Origin of the sequence: Pseudomonas sp. LF-5 (assembly GCF_037626295.1) — a bacterium.
Classification (GTDB): Bacteria; Pseudomonadota; Gammaproteobacteria; order Pseudomonadales; family Pseudomonadaceae; genus Aquipseudomonas; species Aquipseudomonas monsensis.
Window position 1 is genome coordinate 292,918 of record NZ_JARKMT010000001.1, and the last position, 20,025, is coordinate 312,942.

The following is a 20,025-nucleotide window of genomic DNA, read 5'->3' on the forward strand; positions in this document are numbered from 1 at the left end:
CGGGGGAGAACTCTTCGATGCAGAGTGCGTTTTCGATGTTGTCGCAAGGCCGCCCGCAAACCTTGGAAGAACTGGTAGCCGGCGCCGCGCTGCTGTTGCCGATGCTCGACGTGATCCCCAGTGCGGCGATTTTCATCAAGGATCTGCAGGCGCGTTATGTCCTCGCCAATCGCACATTGGTGCAGCGCTGTGGCTTGAAGGATTTACGCCCGTTGCTGGGAAAAACCAGCGCGCAGGTGTTCCCCGCGCAACTCGGGCCGGGGTACACCGAGCAGGATCGCAAGGTGCTGGAGGAGGGCTTTGTGCTGGAGGATCAGCTGGAACTGCACCTGTACGGCAGTCGTGAACCGGGTTGGTGCCTGACCCACAAGCACCCGTTGTACAACCGCGACGGGCTGATCATCGGGCTGGCGGGTATCTCGGTCGATCTGCAATCGGCCAGTGAAACGCATCCGGCATTCGAACGCCTGGCCGCAGTCGACGAGCATATACGCAGCCACTTCAATCGCCGCGTCACGTTGGGCGAACTGACGCGAATCGCCGGTATTTCGGTGGCGCAACTGGAGCGCTACTGCAAGCGCGTCTTTCACCTGACGCCACGACAGATGATTCAGAAGGTGCGCCTGGAACACGCCCATCGCTTGCTGCACACCGATTTGCCGATCACCGACGTGGCGCTGCAATGCGGTTACACCGACCACAGTGCCTTCACCCGCCAGTTCAAGGCCTCCACCGGCTTCACCCCCCGCGAATATCGCCAGGCGACATCGCGCTGAAATCACCGCCTGCATTCCCATGCAGCCCCAACCGTAAGAAATCCAACCTGTGGTGAGGGGGTTTCTCCCCGCTGGGCTGCGCAGCAGCCCCAAAACCTGCCCACTCATTCCTTCAGGCATACCGAGTATTCAGATTTACGACTGCTGCGCAGCCGAACGGGGATAAATCCCTCGCCACAGGTGCTTGCCTGACTTCAGGTCAGCCCGCTCAGAGCAGGACCGTCAGCCAGGCGGAAAGCAGCAGCAACAGCGCCAATACCGCATTCATGCGCTTGAACGCCTGTGGGCTGCCGAACAGCCGTGCACTGCCGACGCCAAGCAGCGCCCAGAACGTCATGCACGGCAACGACACCAGCAGAAATGCCAGCGACAGCACCAGCAAGCGCACGGTCTTGTCACCACCACCGACAAACACACTGACCACTGCCACGGCCATCATCCACACCTTGGGATTGACCAGTTGCAACATCGCCGCACCGAGTACGCTGAACCCTTCATCCTGTGCTTCGGTCGAGTCCAGGGCCGGGGGCGCACTGCGGAAGATCTGCCACGCCAGCCAGCTCAACCAGAGCACGCCCGCCCAGGCCATGGCTTGTTGGACGCGGGGCAAACGCGACAGGGTTTCGCCGGCGCCGAGCCCGACCACCAACACGATCAATGCCGCCGCCGCGCAGGCCCCGAAAATGATCGGCAATGTCGCGCCCAGTCCCCGACGCGAACTGTGGCTCAACACCAGAATATTGGTCGGCCCCGGAGTAATCGAAGCCACGAAAGCAAACAGTAGAAAGGGCAGCAATGACGCCATGATTCGGATTCCTGAATGTGAACACAGGTCTCCATGATCGTCAGCTGGCGTGCGTCAGTCTGGAAGGTTTGAGCAGCGCTTGCGGTAGTCCGCTGGCGTCAGTTGGTAGGCGCGCTTGAACCAGCGGCCCAGGTGGCTTTGATCGGCAAAGCCGAGCACGCTGGCGACCTGCGCCGGCGACTCGCCACGGGCCAGCAACTGACGCGCCTTGGCCAGGCGCAACTGGATCAGATAAGCGTGGGGCGCCAGCCCAAAAGCGGCCTTGAAGGCGCGGGTCAAACGGAAGCGATCGACCTTGCAGGCGTCGGCCAGTTGATCCAGGCCGATGTCATCAAAGGCGTGGGCATGCAGGTAATCCCGGGCCACTTGGGCCACCAGCGGCAGGCGCGGATCGAAATCCTGGCGCTTGCGCCAGTCGAGATGGCGGGTGAGCGAAGCCAACAGGCTGTCGATGGCTGTCTGGCGGACGATGCGCAAGTCGCCGTCATGCAGGGCGTGGAAGGCCTGATTGATCGCCGTGGACAGGCGCGGGTCCTGGCTCAAGGTATCGGCAAAACCGGGTTGAGTGTTGGCCGGGGCGTCTTCGAACAACGCGTGCAGTTCGCGCTCCAGCCAGTGCGGATCAAGGTACAGCATCGAGTAGGTGAACCCGTCGTCCGTGGGGGCCTGACCGTCGTGGATTTCCCCCGGTTCCAGCAAAAAGACCTGGCCCGGCGTACTGCGGTGGCGCACGCGGCGGCAATTGAATTGCTGCACACCTTGCTCGGTCACGCCGACCAGAAAACTGTCATGCCAGTGCGGGTCATAGGCATGCCCCTGAAAATGGGCACGAATCGATTCAATCCCGGTGTCGACATCCTGGGACAGCTCGATCCAGTTGCGTTTATCCACGGCAGGCTCCAGAGATCAGCATGAACGGTGCGGCCCGATAAAATACCGCGCAATGACGACCGGCGTTTAGAAGATTTGTGCAGGTCGACAACGGCGAACGGCTAGACTCGGCAGACTGACGACCTCCTTGCGACAGGTAAAACGCAATGCGCAAAACACGTTTGCCCCGATGCCGCGGGTGGGTCTTGCCGACCCTGATCATCGTCAGCCTGGCGCTGGGCACGGGGTGTTCCAGCCGCAAACACTATCCACCTTCGGGCATCGGCGACAGTTGCTACGCCAAAGCGGTGCCGACGGTGGGCGAAGGCGGTCTGGCGTGGGGTTCGAGCCTAAATATGGCGCGGCAGAAGTCGATGAACAATTGCATCCGGTATGCCGGGCGTTCCGGTGGCACACCGGACACCTGTCGGGTGGTGCTGGCCAAGTGCAGGTAGGGCATTGACATGATTGCTAAAGGCAAATATATAGTTGCCTTAGGCAATCATTCGAGCATGGGTCATGTCCAGCACCGATCTGTTCCAGCACGCCGACATCGTGCGCAGTTTCAACCGCTTCTATACCCAGCAGATCGGCGTGCTGCAGGAGCATCTGCTGCAGAGCGAATACTCGCTGACCGAGCTGCGCATCCTTTATGAACTGGCTTCGCGTGGTGACCTGACCAGCGCCGACCTGCGCCAGATGCTGAGCCTGGATGCCGGCTACATGAGCCGCCTGATCAGCGGTTTCGAGAAGAAGGGCCTGATCCAGAAAGTCCCTTCGCCCACCGATGCCCGCGCAGCTCTACTGCACCTCACCGAGCTGGGCCGTGAAATCCTCGTCCCCCTCGAACAAGCCTCCCGCGAACAAGTGGTCGCCATGCTTGAGCGCCTGACCGAGCCGCAGCAACAACAATTGCTCGGCGCCATGACACTGATCCAGACGCTTTTGCAGAACCACCCGGACTCGACCTACGTGCTGCGTGATCCGCAACCCGGCGACATGGGCACGGTCATGCAGCAGCAGGCCGCCCTCTATAGCCGTGAGTACGGCTGGAACTCGGAATTCGAAGCGTTGGTGGCCGAGGTCATCGCGAAATACCTGCGTGACTTCGACCCGGCTTGCGAGCGCTGCTGGATCGCCGAGAAGGACGGCAAGGTCATCGGTTCGGTATTCGTCGTGCGACAGGATGAAACCACCGCGAAACTGCGCATGCTCTACGTTGACGCCAGTGCCAGGGGACTGGGCATCGGCCGTCGCCTGGTTGATGAGTGCCTGCGCTTTGCCCGGCAGATCGGTTACACACGAATGACCCTGTGGACCACCAGCAACCTGACGGCGGCGCGCCAGATTTATCAGAAGGCGGGGTTTGAATTGGTGGAAGAGGAGGCGATCAACCGTTTCGGCAAGGCACTGGTCAGCCAGACGTGGGCACGTGATTTGTAGGGGCCGATGGCAAACAGCCTGACCGTTCAGGTCGCTTGCGCGACGATGGCCATGTCCGGTTTCAAGCGACGATGGCCGTACAGCGCAACGCCGAGCACGATCAGGCCGGCGACCAGCGCGACGATCGCCCCCTGGCGGGCGCCGAATTCATCCACGACTTGACCTGTTGCCGCTGCGCCCAGCGCGACGCCCACGCCAAGCCCTGAAATCAACCAGGTCAATGCTTCGGTCAGACGCTCGGGCGCAACCATCTGTTCGGCAAGGGTCATTGCCACGATCAGGGTCGGGGCAAAAAACACCCCCGCAACCAGTACGGCCAGTGACAACCCGAGCACATTGCTGGCCCATAACAACGGCACAGTCGTGATGGCCGTCGCCAGCCCGCACAGCAAAAACAGGCGCGATAAAGGCACTTGCAATTTCATCGCCCCGAACGTCAGGCCGGCGACGCAGGAGCCCAGGGCATATGCCGACAACACGATACTGGCGGCGACGGGCTGGCCTTGAGACTGGGCAAAGGCCACGCTGACCACATCAATGGTGCCAACAATCATGCCCATGGCCACCATCAACAGTGCAAGGATGCGAATGCCACCCACGCGAATCATCGACGTCTGTGGCGCCCCGGAGGTCGCCCGAACGGGTGGTTCGCTACCCCGCTGACTGACGAAGGCATACACCCCGATGGCCAGCAACAACGCCGTCACCAGTGGTCCAGCCTCGGGGAACAGCGCCACACTCAGACCCACCGCCAGTGGCGGGCCGACAATAAAAGTGACTTCGTCCAGCACCGATTCCAGGGCGTAGGCAGTGTTCAGTTTCGCTGTGCCGCGGTAAATCAGTGTCCAGCGCGCCCGGGACATCGCGGACATGCTGGGCATGAAGCCCGACATTACGGCACCCACGAACAGGGTCCAGTCCGGCAACTGCCAGTAGGCACAGGCCGGCAGTGCAAGCAGGCCGGTGCAACTGATTGCCGCAGCGCCCGGGAGTACCTGGCGTTGCCCGAAGCGGTCGACCAGCCGCGAGATCTGTGGCGCCAGCACCGCGAGCGTCAGGGCGAACGTGGCCGCCACGGCGCCGGCCAGCGCGTAATTGTCCCGCATCATCGCCAGCATGGTGATGATGCCGATACCGGCCATGGCCAGCGGAAAACGGGCCACCAGACCCGCCAGGGCAAAACCGTGAGTGCCAGGTTGGGTGAACAGTTCACGGTAAGACTTGACCATCAGCGCACACTCTCCTGGGCCGATTGACTTGCCTGCAATGGCTTCAGCGCTGAAAATGCATACGCTGCGTATGTGAGGGAATTTATTGACGTACGCGACGTATGTCAAATGATTTGAGGAGTGCCTGATGGTTCGTCGAAACCGTGCCGAAATGATCGAAGATACCCGTGCCAGGTTGCTTGCGGCCGGCCGCGAGGCCTTTACGCGGCTGGGTTACGCCCAGGCGTCGATGGATGATTTCACGGCCGGAGCCGGACTGACGCGGGGGGCGCTTTATCACCACTTCGGTGACAAAAAAGGCTTGCTGGCGGCGGTGGTGGAGCAGATCGATGCCGAGATGGAGGCGCGCCTCTCGGCGATTTCCGATGCCGCGCCCGATCAATGGGAAGGTTTTTGGGGGCGCTGCCGGGCGTTTCTGCAAATGGCCCAGGAAAAAGATATTCAGCGCATCGTCTTACAGGAAGCGCCCGCCGTGCTTGGGGCGGTGTCGGTGGAAGAGCAACAGCATTGCATCGCTTCGATGCGCGACATTCTGCGACGCTTGCAACTCAAGGGCGTGGTGCGCGAGTTGGACGCGGAGGCGTTGGCACGCCTGGTTTACGGTGCGCTGACCGAGGCTTCGCTGTGGATTGCGAGGGCCGAAGAGGGGACCGAACGCCTGACCCAGTCACTGCAGACACTGGAGTTGATGTTGCAAGGGGTTCGTGTCGATCCCGACCGCTAACGGGCGGTACTGCCAGAACCGATCCTCTCGATGTGACGCAAGGTCACTCGAGAGAGAAAACACTTCCCTGACCTCCGTCATCAGGCTGACAAGTCTGTCGGCCCTTCGCCAAACCCTTCGCTCATTTGCCTGACGGCCGTCACTGCCGAGTACGACTGTGGGTGAGTCGATAGAGCAATTGCGCTGCTGCACCCCGAGGGGTGATTGTTTTAACGAAAGTTCTGGAGTTTATTCGGCGGGCGAAGTATGAGCGCGCGCGAACATTATTGGGCGAGTGCGGAAACAAATTTAGTTACATGTTGGAAATAAAAAGAAATATTTGTTTTTTAGCGAAAATGAAATTTTGTGCTTCTGCGTAATGTAATAATTTGAAATAACTACAGATTGGACAATAATCCTGCTCGCCATTAACTTCGCCGCGACTTCGAAGTTCACTAAGTTGTATGAAAAGTGTGGAAATCACGATGTCGATGCCGCGGGCTTTAATGCTCGATTTTGTACCGGATAGTTAAACTAACCGCTTCGTTAATCGAGCGTTTTGTTGCAGTAAATATTTGGTCGATAGCCTCGTTGTTAAAGGTGGCAGGACAATTTAGTTGCTCTCTTAGTCTTTTGCGTCGAACTTTGATAAGGAATATCAGGCATGACGAAAGCTCCCATCCAAGGTGTCCTACCGGTCGCCATTCTTCCCTACAACACTGACCTTTCTCTGGACACTTCGGCCCTGCGTCTGCAAATCGAACACATCTTGCACACGGGGTGCGACGGCGTGGTCATCGGGCAGATTTCCGAGGTCTCGCGCCTGACGGCCGGCGAGCGTTTCAAACTCGCAGAATTGATCGCTGAACAAACCGGTGATAAAGGCTTGGCAATCATGAGCACGGGGGGCGAAAGTATCGCCCAGGCCGTGGAATATTCGCGCCAGGCCGAGCAGGCGGGTTGTGATGCACTGCTGGTCATGCACCCGTCAATGTGGGCGCTCGATGACGAACAGATGTATGTGTATTTCGCCAATGTGATCGAAAGCGTGCGCATTCCGGTGCTGGTGCATCATGCCAAGTCGCTGGCCAAACGGCCGATGTCGATCGCGGTTCAGGCGCGTTTGCTCGAGACCTTCGGCCCGCAAAAAGTGCAGTTCAAGCCGGAGTCTGCGCCAACCGCCCCGAAAGTGTCGCTGCTGCGTGACGCGACTGCGGGTCAGGCACGTATTTTCGAAGGCGACGGCGGCATGATGCTCGTCGACACCTATCAACGCGGGCTGGCGGGCGTGATTCCGGCCACGGAAATCGCCGAAATCACCGTGGCGCTGTGGAACGCATTGAAAGTTGGCGATGACAAACTCGCCAGAGCCATAGGCTACCCGCTGTCCTATTTGATGTGCCATATGATGGCCAGTATCGACTGTTACTTGCAGTTGTCGAAGCACCTGCTCAAACGTCGTCGATTGATGAGTAACACATTGATCCGCCCACCAGTGGATTTCAGCATGGACCCGGAAACCCTTCGCGAAGTCGAAAAGGTTTATGACCAATTACTTGAATTCGTCACCCAGTAATAAGGAAGTTACTCATGAAGCGTTTTGGTTTTTCCATTCAGTTGACCAGTAAAGAAGCCGTTGAGTTGTATAAGAAGTTGCATCGTCAAGTACCGGAGCAAATTGCCGGCGACCACGGTGTACTTCGCGAAATTGGTTTGCAACGCATGTCGATTTACCTGTTGCCGCCGAACACACTGTTCATGCAGGTTGAAGCCCACGAGCAATTCGACCCGCTGCGTGACTTCAGCCATGCCTTGTCTTTCCACCCGGCGGTGCAGGCATGGGATGACCAGATGCACGGCGAACAGAATCCGCTGTTGAAGCGCATTGCCGGTAACGACACCGAACTCAACTGGTGGCGTCTGGAGCAGGTCTACGACTGGACCGTCGATACGGCAGGCAACCAAAAATGACCGATCGGAGACAGTCATTCGCGTTAATGGATTGCACCTTCCGTGACGGCGGGTTCCAGACCGACTGGCGGTTTTCCGATGCCATGGCCCGGCAGTACTTCGGTACTTGCCTGGCCACCGGCGTGGACATCGTCGAACTGGGTTACCTGAACCTCGATCCGGGTGCCACTACCTCATGTACCGGTTCTTACAAGGCGTTGCCCGAGTCTTTGACGGCGCAGCAACGCGAACTGATCAACCCCGGCGCGATGAAAGTGACGGTGATGATCGACGCCGGGCAAATCGTCGGACAATCGCCACAGGCGGCTGCCCGGCTGATAGTGGCGGCCGTTCGGCGCACGCCGTTCCGCATTGATATTTTGCGCATCGCCGCCAAGAGCAATGAGGTGCAAGCGAGTCTGGCGCTGGCGCAGGCGCTGGCCGGGCATGGACTGGAAGTGATGCTCAATCTGATGCAGATCGGTGAGTTGCCGGCGGATGAGCTGGCGCGGATCCTGCGCCGTCTCGACGGCGAGCCGCTTGCCGCGCTGTATTTTGCCGACAGTTTCGGGCGCCTGTTGCCGGATCAGGTTCACCGCTTGTTCCGGCAGGCGGCAGAGATGACGGCTTTGCCACTGGGCTTTCACGCCCATGACAACTACGGGCTGGCCGTGGCGAACACGCACGCAGCGCTCGGGGCAGGGGCCAGGTTTGCCGACGGCACCTTCGCCGGTTTGGGCCGGGGTGCAGGGAACGCGCCTACCGAGACCCTGGCACTGCTCAAGTCTGAAGCGCACGCGATGGACGCCTGCGAGCGTTTTCTGGCCGAGCATATCGAGCCGTTGCGAGCGGTGGCGAACTGGGGGTATTCACCGACCTATCGCTGCCAGGCGCGCCACAATGTTCATCCGACTTATGCGCAGAAACTGTTCGAAGGCGCGCCACTGACGTGCCTCGAACGCAACGACATCATCGGCAGGATTGCCGGGCATGTCGGCTCGCACAAATTCGATCTGAACATTCTCAACCAATACACGTGAGCACAGGACAGGCTTATGACCACGTTCAAGCTTGGCGATGTGATGGCGGGCAAGAAGCTGGTGTTCTTCGATTGCGACGGCGTATTGCTCGACTCCAATGGCGTGAAGCTGGCGGCTGTCGATCATGCGCTGGCGCATTATCCGCAGGCGCTGCGCGACCGCTGCAAGGAAAGCTTCAGGCTCAACTTCGGGCGTGCGCGACACTGGCACTTCGAGGCGTTCGAGCGCCTGATCGCCCCTCGCGGGCCGGCCGCCAGAGACTTCGTGGCCGCGAGCATTGCACGTTATGAAGACTACTTGCGCAGCCATTACCGCTGTTCTGCGGTGGTCGCCGGAGCACCGCAGTTATTGGCGTTGCTGCAAGAGCAGGGCGTGACCTGTTTCGTAGTGAGCGGCGGCAAGGAAGAGGAAATTACCGAGGCGTTGGGTGTCAGTGGGATTGATCGCTACATGGCGCGCATTATCGGTTCGCCGACCGCCAAGATAGCCGCGATCAACGCCTTGCTCGAACAGCATGATTGCGCGGCAGCGCAGGCAGTGTTTCTCGGCGACGCGATCGCTGATGCCGAGGCCGCCATCGCCTGCAAAGTGCCTTTCATCTTTGTCAGCGGTCATGCCCTGGTTGACCGTTCTACCCTGAGTGCCCGATGGCCTGCGGGTCATTGGGCGGTTGAGGTGCCTGATCTGCGGCCGGACAACCCGGTTGTGCATTTCGGTGCAGCCTGTCAGACAGTCAAGGAGGATTATTGAATATGAACACCCGCAAACCGTTAAGGATCGCCATCACTGGCGTCAGTCGAGGATTGGGCAAAGCCCTGAGTCATGCGCTGGCTTCACGCGGGCATCAGGTCTACGGATGCCAGTTGGCCGTTGACGCAACAACCGGCGCACAGGGCAATCCGGTGCTGTTCAACGCGTCGGTCACCGAGCCAGGCGAGATGCAGCAGTTCGCCCACGCGGTCGGTCGCGAAGGCCCGGTGGACATCGTTGTCTGCAACGCCGGCGTGATCACCGAGCGCAAGCCGGCATGGGAAATCGCCGTGGAAGACTGGCAGCGCGTAATGGACGTCAATGTGCTCGGCGTGGTGAATACCCTGCACGCGTTCCTGCCTGCGATGCTCGACCGCCGGCAGGGTCTGTTTATCGCCATCAGTTCGGGTTGGGGACGCTCGGCCTCCTGGGGTCTGGGCCCGTACTGTGCCAGCAAATTCGCGGTTGAAGGGCTGATCGGCTCGCTCATCGCCGACATGCCCGAAGGGGTGGGCGCCGTTGCCCTCGATCCGGGCAATGGGGTGAACACCCAGATGCTGTCCATGTGTCTGCCGGATGAACACGAGCAATACATCTCGCCAGAAAACTGGGCAGAACATGCGGCCGATTACATCGTCGAGCATCTGTATCGGAAGAACATTTCCGGCAGCTGCACGGTTCCGCATCCAGGCCTCTGACGGCCGGCTTCTTACAGGTACGTAGATCATGCTGAACAAAAAACGGGTTGTTGTAACCGGTGGCGGTCGCGATTTCGGCCAGGCCGTGTCGGTCTGGCTGGCGCGTGAAGGTGCTCATGTCGATTTGTGTGCGCGCCAGTTGGCCAGCGCTCAGGCAACGTGCGAGATCATTCAGGGCGAGGGCGGTTCTGCCCGCGCCTACCAGTGTGATATCGCCGACGCGGCATCGGTACGCGCCTTCGCCCAGAGCCTGCAGGTAGACGAGCGTCCGATCGACATCCTCGTGCTCAGTGCGGCGCAGTGGCTCGAAGGGATGCTGGGCGAGGCTGACAGCGACGAAGAAATCACCTCGACCATCAACTCCGGCCTGACCGGCTCGATCACCCTGACCCGGGCGCTGTTACCGAGCCTGCGGCGCTCGGATGCCGCTGACATCATGGCAATGGTGTCGGTCTGTGGCGTCCCGCAATTCACCCAGTCCATCGCCCACCCGGCGTTCTTTGCCGCCAAGCATGGCCTGAGCGGTTTTTGCCAGAACATGGCGCATCATCTGGCCAGCGAGCAGATCCGCGTTACCGGGTTCTATCCGCCGGATTTTGAAGTGACCGGGCTGGATGAAACGGTCGACCCTCGCGGCAAGTTGCTCAACGGCCGTTCGATCTGGGAAACCATGCGCTTTGTGCTGACCCAGCCGCGCAGCTGTCACATCGACGCGGTGCATTTCCGCGGCCCGACCCGAGAGAGCCTGCAATGATGCGCATGGTCCCAGCGCGCAGGCAGGCAGCGACGGGTTATCGCCTGGCCGTCGATGACGCGCAACTGCAGCAGACGATGCCAGCCAACATCGCCGCCGGCTTTTTTGCGGCGCACTGCCACCCGGCGGCGTTCTACGATAAATGCGTGCAGCATCTGGCGGTCAGCAGCCTGGCCCCGGATCTGGCGTTCGATGGGCGGCAACTGGCTTCACTCAATCAGTTGCCGGCCGACGACGGGCGCGGCTGGGTGGTGCGCCCGGCAGTGTCGCCGTGCTCGCGGGGCTCGGCGGTGCTGGTGTGGGGCGAGGGCATCAGTGCCAGCGAGGCGGCTGCACTGTTGCGCGAGTCGCCGGGGCCGTTCCAGATTCATGTGCACGAACAGGGTTACCCGGTATTCATCAACGGTGTGTTCGACGCTGGCCGGTTCGAGGTCAGTGATGTCTGGCGCTGCCACACCCAGGACCTGGACGGGCGGCGGCACCTCACCGCCGTCACCAGCCTGAGCCTGGCGGCATTACCCGTCGAGCTGGTGCCGCGCCTGGCAACGCTGGCCAGTCAATTGGGTCTGGTGCACGGGCCGTTGCACGCCGAAGTGCTGATCACACCCGCCGGCCCGCGCCTGGTCAAGCTGTCGCCACGCCTGGCGAGCACCCCCTTGCCAGAGCTGTGCCGTCTGGGTGGCTGGCCCAGCCAGGAGGAGGTGTGGCAACAATGGCCGGGGCATCGGCAGGCAACTCAGTCGCCGGCAGCGGCGGTGGCGGATTACTCGTTTCTGATTACCCGCCCAGGGCGCATCAAGGCCCTGCGCTTCGATCGCGAAGTCCGTGCGCTGGCGAGTTTCAGTCACTACTTCGCCGAGCCGTTGCTGGGGCAGCACGTGGCGATGACCACCGACGGCACCACTTACGGCTGTACGGTGTTTTTACGCAATCCTGACGCCGCCGCGCTCGACGAAGACATCGCCAGGCTTCAGGCGCTCAACCGCCAGGGTGCCTTTGAGTTCGAGTAACACTTAGCCGAACCGGCAATACCTATAAAAAACGCCCAGGGGCTGTCGTCGTGTGATGACCTTCCTGCGGCCTCGCTCAGCCTGAAATTCTGTAGAAAGGGAGTTCACATGAGTTTTGCAACCGATTTGACCAGAAGCCCTTGCAAACAAAAAATCCATGACGTGGTGGGCATCGGTTTCGGCCCCTCGAACATTTCGCTCGCCATTGCCTTGCTGGAAATGGCCCCAGAACTGGAGGTCGCTTTCGTCGACAGTGCGCCCGGATTCGGTTGGCACAAGGGCATGCTGTTCAAGAACGCGACCATGCAGGTGTCCTTTCTCAAGGATCTTGCCAGTTTTCGCAATCCGCGCAGCCATTTCACCTTCGTCAATTACTTGCACACCAAGGGACGCATCGCTGCATTCTCGAATAAAAAAGACTTCTTTCCGGGGCGCCTGGAGTTCCACGATTACCTGAGCTGGTGCGCAGCAGAGTTCAGCGATCAGGTGTTCTACGGCCACCGGGTGGTCAATATCAGTGAAGGTGGGGTGGACGGCGACGGTTCACCGTTGTTCAGGGTCGAGATGCAGGTCGGCGACACCACGACTTCGCTACTCGCGCGTTCGCTGGTGCATTCGCTGGGCCTTGAGCCACAGTTGCCGGGTAACGTTCAGGCCGGTGAGCGCATCACCCACGTTCATCATTTGCTGGCGCACCTGCAAGACACACCGCTGAAACCCGACGGCCACTGCGTTGTGGTGGGCGGAGGGCAGAGCGCGGCTGAAGCGGTGGAATATCTGCTGGAGACGCATCCGGCAATGCGCGTGACGGCGATCATGGCGCGCTACGGTTATACGCCGGCCGATGACAGCCCGTTCGTCAACGAAATCTTCAATGCCGACGTGGTCGATGATTTCCATGCGGCCGCGCCGCATGTACGCAAACATATTCTGCGCACGCACGCATCCACCAATTACTCCGCCGTGGACATGGCGCTGATCGAAAAGCTCTACCGCAACTGGTATGACGATGAGGTCAGCGGCCAGCAGCGCCTGGTGCTCGAACGCATGAGCCGGCTGCAGTCGGCGCAGGTCCAGGACACGCAGGTGCAGGTGACGTTTGCCCGGCAGATGAGTAACGAGGTGCAGACCCTCGCTTGCGATTACCTGGTGTGCGCCACGGGGTTTCGGCCACGCAGCATTGCCAGCGTGTTGAGCCCGGCACTGGCGGCCCGGTTGATCCGCGATGAGGGCATGACCCGCGTTTCGCGTCATTACCGCCTGGCCTTTCAGGGCGACGCCGCGCCGCTGCTGTACTCCACCGGCGTTGCCGAAGACTCCCATGGGCTGAGCGCCACGCTGATTTCCAACATGGCCATTCGGGCCGGAGAGATCGTTGACGACCTCAAAGTCGCGCTGAAGCGGAGGCACTATGAGCAAGCCATTTGATGTGATCATCGTCGGTGCCGGCATCATCGGGGCGACGTGCTTCCAGGTCCTGAGCCAGGCCGGCCAGCGCTGTCTGTTGCTTGATGACAGGCAACTGGGCAGCGGCGTGACAGGGGCGTCCGGTTGCATCGTGCGGGTGGCGCACGCCTCGTTGCAGGCGACCCGTGCTGCAGCGCAGGGTTACCACTTTTACCGGCGTCTGGCACAGGACTCCCAAGGCCAGGTGCCCTTTGCGCAGACCGGTTATCTGCACTTCGCCGAGCCGCATGCCCTGGCGCAAATGCAAGGCTGGCTCGAGCAGGAAGACATTGAAGCGCAACTGCTCGATGCTGCGGCCCTGGCAAAGCGCTATCCGGACTTGCCGATCGCCGCCGGGCAGGCCTTGTTCGAACCCCGGTCTGGCTATATGGAAGCCAGGCCAACGCTGCACTATCTGGTGCGCTCGGCCATCGAGCAGGGCGGCGTGTACCACGATGCGGTGCAGGTTCAGGCAATCCGCGTCGACGCTGCGAGCCGGCGGGCTGTCGGTGTACTGACCTCCAATGGCAACTACGATGCGACCCGGGTCATCGTCGCGATGGGCAATGGCACCAGCGAGTTTCTCATCCGCCAGTTCGGTCATTCGTTCGGCCTCTGGAACCAGCACATCCAGGTCACCCGCTTCAAGGGCGCGGCCGCGCTGCCGACGGCGCCCTGTTTCATCGACGACACCCACCAGCTCAACGGGCGCTGGTGCCCGCTGACCGGAGGCTTCTATGTCGGTTACCCCACCGGGCAGCGAGTGCCGGCCAGTCAGGGCTATGCGGCGCTGGACCAGCGTCACGCGCAATTGACCCGCGAGCAGGGCCAATCCCGGTTCCCCTGGTTGCAGACGGCGTCGGTGGCCGGCGCGTTATGTCACAGCGACTGCTACAGCGAACAACCGATCGGATTGATTGGCGAGCAACCTGGCCTGCCAGGCGGCGTACTGGTGGCCTCCGGCTTCAGTGGCGGTGGTTTCAAGATGGCCCCTTACGTCGCCATGCAACTGGCCGACGCCATTACTCAGGGATAGAGAGACAGCACAATGAAAAAAATCAATATGTTTTCCCCGGCCAAGCGTTTCTACAACGTTGATTCGCGCGTCGTCGAGTTGCCGGGAACCGCGCTCAATCTGATGGGCTGCACATTGGCCCCGGGCCAGGAAAGCCAGCCGCACAACCATTTTGAAGATGAACTGTTCATCTTCACCGAAGGGCACGGTCTGGTCCGGACCGCGCAGGAAACCCTTGAGGTCAACGCCGGCGATGCGGTGCATTGCGCGCGATTCGAGTCGCACACCATCCGCAACCTGAGTGATCGCCAGCCGCTGCACTTTCACTCGCTGTATTGGGACGCGGGACAGTTGCAACCGAGCGAAGCGGAGCCGCCTGTGGACACCCTGATTTTTTCCACGCCGCCCACGCCCAACGGGGATTTGCATCTGGGCCACCTGTCGGGGCCTTACATCGCCGGCGATGTGCTCAAGCGCGTGTTGAGCAACAGCGGCGCCAAGGTCTTTTATGGCAGTGGCCGTGACGACAATCAGACGTACGTGCTGACGTGCGCAGCCAAGGAAAACACCTCGCCCAAGGCCTGCGCCGACCATTATGCCCAGGCGATTCGCGAGACCTGGCAGGGCTTTGGCATCGACATGGACCTGTTCATCACACCGGACAACCAAGGCGAATACGCCGACTTTGCGCATCATTACTTGCAGCGCCTGCACGATCAGGGCCTGATTTACGCCAAGGACACCCCGGTGTTCGTCGATGACCAGGGCAATGCGCTGCACGAAGCCTTTCTCAACGGCGGCTGCCCGCACTGTGGCGAAAGCAGCGACGGTAATGCCTGCGAAGCCTGCGGCCAGCCGAACCAATGCACCGACCTGACCCAGCCACGGGTCAAACGCGACGGTCGTCAGCCACAGTTGCGCATTGAGACACGCTTGTTTTTCCGCCTGAGTGCCTTTGCTGACGATCTGTCCAAGTACGTGCAGACAGCGAATATGCCGGCGCACGTCTATCAGCTCTGTCACACCATGTTGACCCAGGGGCTGCCGGATATCTGCATCAGCCATCGCAGTGACTGGGGCATTCGCCACCGCTTGCCGTCGATGCAGGATCAGGTGATGTACGTCTGGTTCGAAATGGCCTTCGGGTATCTTTGGGGAGCCAGTGATCTGCCGGTCGCCGGTGCCGATCGCTTCGCCAGAGCGGCCCATTGTTATTCGGGCAGCATGGACATCGTCCACTGCTATGGCTTCGACAACGCTTACTACCACACGCTGTTGTTCCCGGCGGTCTATCTGGCACTGGGCCTGACGCCACCGCGCCACCATGTGGTCAACGAACTGCTGGACCTCGACGGCAGCAAGTTTTCCACCAGCCGGCGCCACCTCATCTGGGGCAAGGATTTTCTCGCCGAAACCGGTAGCGACTACGCGCGCATGGCCTTGATGCTCACCCGTCCTGAAGGCATGCGCAGCAATTTCACCGTGGCCCGGATCTGCGCCCGGATCAATGAGTTGTTCCCGGAAAAACTGAGTGCCTGGATGCAGCGTCTGCAAGCACGCCTGGCCGAGCACGGCGGCAAGATCCCCGAGCCTGGTGCCTGGCTGAGCGACCAGAAAAACTACCATGACGAGCTGCGCCAATGGATCGAGGGCTACCGGCAAGCAGCCTCGACGTCGACCTTTTCGCCACTGCGGATGGCCGAGCAGGTCGCGCAGGTCATCGACCGGGTCTCGCGTTTCAGTGCCGCGCAGGATTATCTGCTGAGTGCACCCGGGCAACCGCTGTCCAACCATGCCCGCACGTCGTTGGCATTGCAGGCGCTGACCGCGCGTTGGCTGGCCTATGCCACCTATCCGTTGATGCCGGGCCTCAGCGAGCAACTGACTGACCTGCTCAATCTGGCCGAGCGCGAGTGCGATCCACAGCAGGCGAGTGCATTCTTCGCCGCAGGCCATGCGCCGGCGCTGCATCTACGGCTTGAACTGCCGCGATTGTCGGCAGAAGCCTTGGCGCGACTGATGCCGGGCCAGACTGGATGAGCCGCGTCATTGCACCACGGCCGGTCGGTATCGTCGGCCCGCTCACCGGGCCGCGTGCGGCCTACGGCGAGTGGTTGCGCCGGGCGGCGCAGGGTAGTGCGCTGCCATTGGTGTGGGCGGACGATGCGGCCGATCCGGTTGCTGCGGTCGATGCGGCGCATCGTCTGCTGGCCGCCGGTGCCGAGGTGGTCATCGGCCATTTCAACAGCGAATGTGCCCGGGCGGCGGGGGCGCTTTACCGCGCCGCCGGGGTTCCATTGCTGCTGCCGGCAGCCACTGCTGCTGATCTGTGCCAGAGCGTGGGGGCATTCCGCCTGTGCGCCAGCGAGGCGCGCCAGGTGATCGTCATGCGCGATTATCTGATGCGCCATTCTCTGCGCATCGCCGACATCTGGAGCGACGGTTCGGCCTACGGCGAACGTCTGGCGGCGGCGTTACGCCCGCACTCGACGCCCGCCACAGCAGAGGTGGCCATCTGCGCGTTGATGGGCTCGCATGTCGCGGTCGCAGGCGAGATCCGTCGACGCGCACGGCCGGGAGCGCTTTACCTGGTGCCCGACGATTGCGTGGTCGACGAGTTCGACGCACTGCTTGCCGGCACCGGGGCGAGCACCTTGTGCCCGCATGCCACCCCGGATTTTGGCCAGTGCGTGGGCCTGGCGCTGGAGCTTGTCGCGGCTGCCTTTTCACGTGGCGAGCCAGTGGCCGCGTACCTGGACAGGCACGCCGATTTTGCTCACCGACAATACCGACCCGCCGACTACACGCTGGTCCGGCGTCATTACCCCGCACTCTGCGAAAACGATACAAGGACGTAATCATGGCTCTGCAATTTTCTGGCGCTGCGCCTGGACTGCCCGGCATCGGCGAGGGCGCTATGGCCCCCGACGATCTCGACCTCATGTTGGCGGCACTGCGCCAGGCCTTGACCCGACCACGGGGAGCGCTGGCCGCGCCCGCCGAGGCGGAACAGATTGCCGAGGCCGCCGAACGAGCGGTGGGGCAGTCGATCTGTGAGGCCGGGATTGGTCTGTCTCAAGCGCTTGATGTGTATGCCGGTCTGCTCAGCCAGCAAGGCGTTGCCACTGACCATCCGGGTTATCTGGCCTACATCGGGGCTGCGCCGACCCCGGCCGCCGCGTTGATGGACGGCTTGCTGTCGGCCAGCGGCATGATCGGTTCGGGATGGCTCGGCGGGGCGGGGCTGATCTGGGCGGAAAACCAGGCATTGCGCTGGCTGTCCGATCTGGCCGGTCTGCCGGCCGCCGCCTCGGGCTGTTTTGTCAGCGGCGGCACCGCCGGCAATTTTTCCGCATTGGTGGCGGCGCGGCAGCGTTATCGAGATCGCGTGGGCATGCGTCCGGGGCTGTTGCTGGTGGCGGACGGTGCTCACTCGTCAATCATCGTCAGTGCCCGCTTACTCGATCTGCACGTCGTGGTTGTCGCCTCCGATGAGACGGGCCGTCTGACGGCGACGGCGTTGGCGCGCACGTTGGCAGAGCTTGAAGCCGACGACCGACTGCAACAGGTGGTGGCGGTGGTGGCGGTGGCCGGTTCGACCAATGCGGGGCTGATCGACGACCTGGCCGGGGTCGGCCAGCTCGCCCGGCGGCACGACATTTGGTTCCATGTCGATGCGGCCTACGGCGGCGCGTTTCTGTGCGTCCCGAGTGTGCGAGCGACATTTGCCGGCATCGAACTGGCCGACTCGCTGATCATCGACCCACACAAGGGCCTGTTCGTGCCGTATGACTGTTGTGCGCTGCTCTATGCCAATCCGGGCCCGGTCACAGCGGCGTTTACCCAGGACGCGTCGTATCTGGAGCAGATCAACCAATCGCAGCAATGCAATCCGATGCACTACGCCTTTCACCTGTCGCGCCGGGCGCGGGGCGTGCCGCTGTGGTTTTCGCTGGCGGTGTATGGCAGCGGCGCCTACCGGCACACCCTGGAGCAAATACTCGACCTGAGTGACCGTCTGCGCACGCGAATTGCCTGTCACCCAAGGCTGACGCTGATTCCGGCGTGCGGGTTGAGCGTGATCCTGTTCCGGCGCGAGGGCTGGCAGGCGCGCGATTACGATGACTGGGCGCAGCGCTGTCTGCGTGATGGCATTGCGCTGGTGGTGCCTTCAAGCTGGCAAGGCGAAACGGTGATGCGCCTCTGCATCATGAACACCCGGCTGGATGAGCAACGCTGCGAGGCGTTACTCGCCGACCTGTGAAAGCGGTCGAGGTGATCAGGTCGAACGTTGCATTGATGGCGTCAATAACAACCATTAATTCAATGAAGTTCTCATATGAAGAGCGCAGCGTAAGATCGGCTCCACACCCAACCACTGCAACGGAGCACATGATCATGAAACGCCAAACCCTGCTTGGCATCGCTTTCTCGCTTTTCGCACTGAACGCGTTCGCCGCTACCGAAACCGATCCACTGTTCAGCGATGCAGTAGCCGCTGCGACCCAAACCGACCCGCTGTTCAGCGATGCCGTCGCCGCCGATGGTTCGGATCATCTGCAGGGCAACCGCGTAGCGGAAGGTGGCGCAGACCGTCTGCTCGAACGCCGCTCGAATGTCTGAGTCGATCGCTGTAACCAACAAAACCCGGCCTCGACAACCGGGTTTTTTTACGCCTGCTCGCGCCACCTATGGCTTCTAGCGGGGGACGTGCCTTAAACAGCAGGCGACGGGACGCCCGTGCGGGTCTGATGGCGCCGTCCGGTTAATCGCTGGTGTCCATGTTGACCATGGTAGCCATGAGCGTCGGGTATTGGCCGGCCTGCTGTTTGCCGATGTACTTCATGGCTGAGCGCAGGTCCTTGTTGCCTTCGACCCGACCCTCTCGTGTGTGATCCTTCATCGACTGCCCGTAAGTCTTGTCGCGTGACATCGCCATCAAGCCATTGACGACAATGTCATTGTCGTCGTGCTTGTGCTTTGACGTCTCTTGACTGGGGTAAGGGAAGTGCCAGAACACCGGCGTGTTATCCAACAGAATGTCGTTCAAAAACGGACTGCAGGTGCCGCACGGTTGCCGCTCGGTATAAACCGCGTGGATCACGGTGCCATCGAGTGCCTGGGCCTGTGCGGGGGTCAGCCGGGCCAATCCCGCTGCGTTGCCCTGGCCGACCATCCAGTTGGGGATACTGAAACGGTTTAACGACTGAACGCCGCGTATCGCGATCCACACTTGTTTTTCCGAGTGGCACGCGGCGCTCGGCTGCGTGATGATGAACGGGCCCGGAATGCCGCCGTTAAAGGGGTTGGGGACAGTAAAAAAGAAGGTCGCGTAATTGACCAGGGTGAAGTCGGCATTCGCCCCGCGCATGGCGCGCGCGGCCGCCGACCAAGGACTGTTGAGATACGCCTGCACCAGACTTGGGTATCCGTCATAACCGAGCCAAACCGAATTGAAGGCCAAGGTGAATTCCTTTTCACTAACGGGTAACAGGGCACCATCGCTCCGCTCCAGCTAAGTCGAGGAATCTTGAGC

At 61.2% G+C, this 20,025-nt stretch carries 21 protein-coding genes; 17 read left to right on the top strand and 4 right to left on the bottom strand.

Translation table 11 applies throughout. The features are described from left to right. Nucleotides 1-17 precede the first annotated feature (17 nt). Nucleotides 18-776, top strand: coding sequence for an AraC family transcriptional regulator (locus tag PseuLF5_RS01270; protein WP_123462881.1), 759 nt, complete (start codon nt 18-20; stop codon nt 774-776). Between the two features lie 208 nt (nt 777-984). Here the strand turns inward: PseuLF5_RS01270 and PseuLF5_RS01275 are convergent, their stop codons facing one another. Together PseuLF5_RS01275 and PseuLF5_RS01280 are read right to left on the bottom strand one after the other, a co-directional pair. Beyond that, nucleotides 985-1,581: a LysE family translocator gene (locus PseuLF5_RS01275; protein ID WP_123462883.1), complete on the bottom strand. Its 597-nt coding sequence runs from the start codon at nt 1,579-1,581 to the stop codon at nt 985-987. Between the two features lie 54 nt (nt 1,582-1,635). Then, nucleotides 1,636-2,472: an AraC family transcriptional regulator gene (locus tag PseuLF5_RS01280; protein WP_123462885.1), complete on the bottom strand. Its 837-nt coding sequence runs from the start codon at nt 2,470-2,472 to the stop codon at nt 1,636-1,638. Nucleotides 2,473-2,618: 146 nt separating this feature from the next. Here PseuLF5_RS01280 and PseuLF5_RS01285 point away from each other — a divergent pair, with 146 nt between their 5' ends. Both PseuLF5_RS01285 and PseuLF5_RS01290 read left to right on the top strand, forming a co-directional pair. Next, nucleotides 2,619-2,906, top strand: a complete 288-nt coding sequence (locus PseuLF5_RS01285; RefSeq protein ID WP_340132733.1) for a hypothetical protein — start codon at nt 2,619-2,621, stop codon at nt 2,904-2,906. Between the two features lie 64 nt (nt 2,907-2,970). Then, a complete protein-coding gene (locus PseuLF5_RS01290) occupies nt 2,971-3,894 on the top strand; it encodes a bifunctional helix-turn-helix transcriptional regulator/GNAT family N-acetyltransferase (protein WP_267800789.1) in 924 nt (307 codons plus the stop codon). A 26-nt stretch (nt 3,895-3,920) separates the two neighbouring features. On the opposite strand, the gene PseuLF5_RS01295 is transcribed toward PseuLF5_RS01290, so the two are convergent. Then, entirely contained in the window at nt 3,921-5,123 is a 1,203-nt protein-coding gene (locus PseuLF5_RS01295) for an MFS transporter (RefSeq protein WP_123462891.1), read from the bottom strand. A 127-nt stretch (nt 5,124-5,250) separates the two neighbouring features. Here PseuLF5_RS01295 and PseuLF5_RS01300 point away from each other — a divergent pair, with 127 nt between their 5' ends. From PseuLF5_RS01300 to PseuLF5_RS01365, 14 genes are all read left to right on the top strand, one after another. After that, nucleotides 5,251-5,847 (top strand): TetR/AcrR family transcriptional regulator, encoded by a 597-nt coding sequence (locus PseuLF5_RS01300; protein ID WP_222832701.1) that lies wholly within the window; start codon nt 5,251-5,253, stop codon nt 5,845-5,847. Between the two features lie 643 nt (nt 5,848-6,490). Next, a complete protein-coding gene (locus PseuLF5_RS01305) occupies nt 6,491-7,402 on the top strand; it encodes a dihydrodipicolinate synthase family protein (RefSeq protein WP_123462895.1) in 912 nt (303 codons plus the stop codon). Nucleotides 7,403-7,416: 14 nt separating this feature from the next. Beyond that, the gene (locus PseuLF5_RS01310; RefSeq protein ID WP_128616192.1) at nt 7,417-7,797 is read left to right on the top strand and encodes an L-rhamnose mutarotase; all 381 of its coding nucleotides are present in this window, start codon (nt 7,417-7,419) and stop codon (nt 7,795-7,797) included. Further along, complete coding sequence (locus PseuLF5_RS01315; protein ID WP_336346460.1) at nt 7,794-8,816, top strand: homocitrate synthase; 1,023 nt, start codon at nt 7,794-7,796, stop codon at nt 8,814-8,816. The genes PseuLF5_RS01310 and PseuLF5_RS01315 overlap by 4 nt, the downstream gene beginning before the upstream one ends. A gap of 15 nt (nt 8,817-8,831) precedes the next feature. Then, nucleotides 8,832-9,566, top strand: a complete 735-nt coding sequence (locus tag PseuLF5_RS01320) for an HAD family hydrolase (RefSeq protein WP_123462901.1) — start codon at nt 8,832-8,834, stop codon at nt 9,564-9,566. 2 nt (nt 9,567-9,568) lie between these two features. Continuing rightward, nucleotides 9,569-10,264 carry an SDR family oxidoreductase gene (locus PseuLF5_RS01325; RefSeq protein WP_259741288.1) on the top strand — a complete coding sequence of 232 codons (696 nt, stop codon included), beginning with the start codon at nt 9,569-9,571 and terminating at the stop codon, nt 10,262-10,264. Nucleotides 10,265-10,292: 28 nt separating this feature from the next. Then, nucleotides 10,293-11,018, top strand: a complete 726-nt coding sequence (locus tag PseuLF5_RS01330) for an SDR family oxidoreductase (protein ID WP_340132734.1) — start codon at nt 10,293-10,295, stop codon at nt 11,016-11,018. Continuing rightward, nucleotides 11,015-12,028, top strand: coding sequence for a hypothetical protein (locus tag PseuLF5_RS01335; RefSeq protein ID WP_340132735.1), 1,014 nt, complete (start codon nt 11,015-11,017; stop codon nt 12,026-12,028). Before PseuLF5_RS01330 ends, PseuLF5_RS01335 begins: the two co-directional genes overlap by 4 nt. A 108-nt stretch (nt 12,029-12,136) precedes the next feature. Further along, the gene (locus tag PseuLF5_RS01340; protein ID WP_128616186.1) at nt 12,137-13,456 is read left to right on the top strand and encodes a lysine N(6)-hydroxylase/L-ornithine N(5)-oxygenase family protein; all 1,320 of its coding nucleotides are present in this window, start codon (nt 12,137-12,139) and stop codon (nt 13,454-13,456) included. Beyond that, a complete protein-coding gene (locus tag PseuLF5_RS01345; RefSeq protein WP_123462912.1) occupies nt 13,440-14,510 on the top strand; it encodes an NAD(P)/FAD-dependent oxidoreductase in 1,071 nt (356 codons plus the stop codon). The genes PseuLF5_RS01340 and PseuLF5_RS01345 overlap by 17 nt, the downstream gene beginning before the upstream one ends. Before the next feature lie 12 nt (nt 14,511-14,522). After that, nucleotides 14,523-16,529, top strand: a complete 2,007-nt coding sequence (locus PseuLF5_RS01350; protein WP_256591861.1) for a class I tRNA ligase family protein — start codon at nt 14,523-14,525, stop codon at nt 16,527-16,529. Then, the gene (locus PseuLF5_RS01355) at nt 16,526-17,347 is read left to right on the top strand and encodes an ABC transporter substrate-binding protein (protein ID WP_336346462.1); all 822 of its coding nucleotides are present in this window, start codon (nt 16,526-16,528) and stop codon (nt 17,345-17,347) included. Before PseuLF5_RS01350 ends, PseuLF5_RS01355 begins: the two co-directional genes overlap by 4 nt. A 2-nt stretch (nt 17,348-17,349) precedes the next feature. Then, entirely contained in the window at nt 17,350-18,753 is a 1,404-nt protein-coding gene (locus PseuLF5_RS01360) for a pyridoxal phosphate-dependent decarboxylase family protein (protein WP_340132736.1), read from the top strand. Between the two features lie 134 nt (nt 18,754-18,887). Then, on the top strand, nt 18,888-19,112 hold the full coding sequence (locus PseuLF5_RS01365; protein ID WP_123462919.1) for a hypothetical protein: 225 nt from the start codon (nt 18,888-18,890) through the stop codon (nt 19,110-19,112). 142 nt (nt 19,113-19,254) lie between these two features. Here PseuLF5_RS01365 and PseuLF5_RS01370 read toward each other — a convergent pair whose 3' ends face one another. After that, on the bottom strand, nt 19,255-19,953 hold the full coding sequence (locus PseuLF5_RS01370) for a hypothetical protein (RefSeq protein WP_123462921.1): 699 nt from the start codon (nt 19,951-19,953) through the stop codon (nt 19,255-19,257). Nucleotides 19,954-20,025 lie beyond the last annotated feature (72 nt).

What these genes read in the sequence shown, in the direction of transcription:
- PseuLF5_RS01270 (WP_123462881.1), top strand. Translation starts at nt 18, where the DNA reads ATGCAGAGTGCGTTTTCGATGTTGTCGCAAGGCCGCCCGCAAACCTTG.
- PseuLF5_RS01275 (WP_123462883.1), bottom strand. Translation starts at nt 1,581, where the DNA reads ATGGCGTCATTGCTGCCCTTTCTACTGTTTGCTTTCGTGGCTTCGATT.
- PseuLF5_RS01285 (WP_340132733.1), top strand. Translation starts at nt 2,619, where the DNA reads ATGCGCAAAACACGTTTGCCCCGATGCCGCGGGTGGGTCTTGCCGACC.
- PseuLF5_RS01290 (WP_267800789.1), top strand. Translation starts at nt 2,971, where the DNA reads ATGTCCAGCACCGATCTGTTCCAGCACGCCGACATCGTGCGCAGTTTC.
- PseuLF5_RS01295 (WP_123462891.1), bottom strand. Translation starts at nt 5,123, where the DNA reads ATGGTCAAGTCTTACCGTGAACTGTTCACCCAACCTGGCACTCACGGT.
- PseuLF5_RS01300 (WP_222832701.1), top strand. Translation starts at nt 5,251, where the DNA reads ATGGTTCGTCGAAACCGTGCCGAAATGATCGAAGATACCCGTGCCAGG.
- PseuLF5_RS01305 (WP_123462895.1), top strand. Translation starts at nt 6,491, where the DNA reads ATGACGAAAGCTCCCATCCAAGGTGTCCTACCGGTCGCCATTCTTCCC.
- PseuLF5_RS01310 (WP_128616192.1), top strand. Translation starts at nt 7,417, where the DNA reads ATGAAGCGTTTTGGTTTTTCCATTCAGTTGACCAGTAAAGAAGCCGTT.
- PseuLF5_RS01315 (WP_336346460.1), top strand. Translation starts at nt 7,794, where the DNA reads ATGACCGATCGGAGACAGTCATTCGCGTTAATGGATTGCACCTTCCGT.
- PseuLF5_RS01320 (WP_123462901.1), top strand. Translation starts at nt 8,832, where the DNA reads ATGACCACGTTCAAGCTTGGCGATGTGATGGCGGGCAAGAAGCTGGTG.
- PseuLF5_RS01325 (WP_259741288.1), top strand. Translation starts at nt 9,569, where the DNA reads ATGAACACCCGCAAACCGTTAAGGATCGCCATCACTGGCGTCAGTCGA.
- PseuLF5_RS01330 (WP_340132734.1), top strand. Translation starts at nt 10,293, where the DNA reads ATGCTGAACAAAAAACGGGTTGTTGTAACCGGTGGCGGTCGCGATTTC.
- PseuLF5_RS01335 (WP_340132735.1), top strand. Translation starts at nt 11,015, where the DNA reads ATGATGCGCATGGTCCCAGCGCGCAGGCAGGCAGCGACGGGTTATCGC.
- PseuLF5_RS01340 (WP_128616186.1), top strand. Translation starts at nt 12,137, where the DNA reads ATGAGTTTTGCAACCGATTTGACCAGAAGCCCTTGCAAACAAAAAATC.
- PseuLF5_RS01345 (WP_123462912.1), top strand. Translation starts at nt 13,440, where the DNA reads ATGAGCAAGCCATTTGATGTGATCATCGTCGGTGCCGGCATCATCGGG.
- PseuLF5_RS01350 (WP_256591861.1), top strand. Translation starts at nt 14,523, where the DNA reads ATGAAAAAAATCAATATGTTTTCCCCGGCCAAGCGTTTCTACAACGTT.
- PseuLF5_RS01355 (WP_336346462.1), top strand. Translation starts at nt 16,526, where the DNA reads ATGAGCCGCGTCATTGCACCACGGCCGGTCGGTATCGTCGGCCCGCTC.
- PseuLF5_RS01360 (WP_340132736.1), top strand. Translation starts at nt 17,350, where the DNA reads ATGGCTCTGCAATTTTCTGGCGCTGCGCCTGGACTGCCCGGCATCGGC.
- PseuLF5_RS01365 (WP_123462919.1), top strand. Translation starts at nt 18,888, where the DNA reads ATGAAACGCCAAACCCTGCTTGGCATCGCTTTCTCGCTTTTCGCACTG.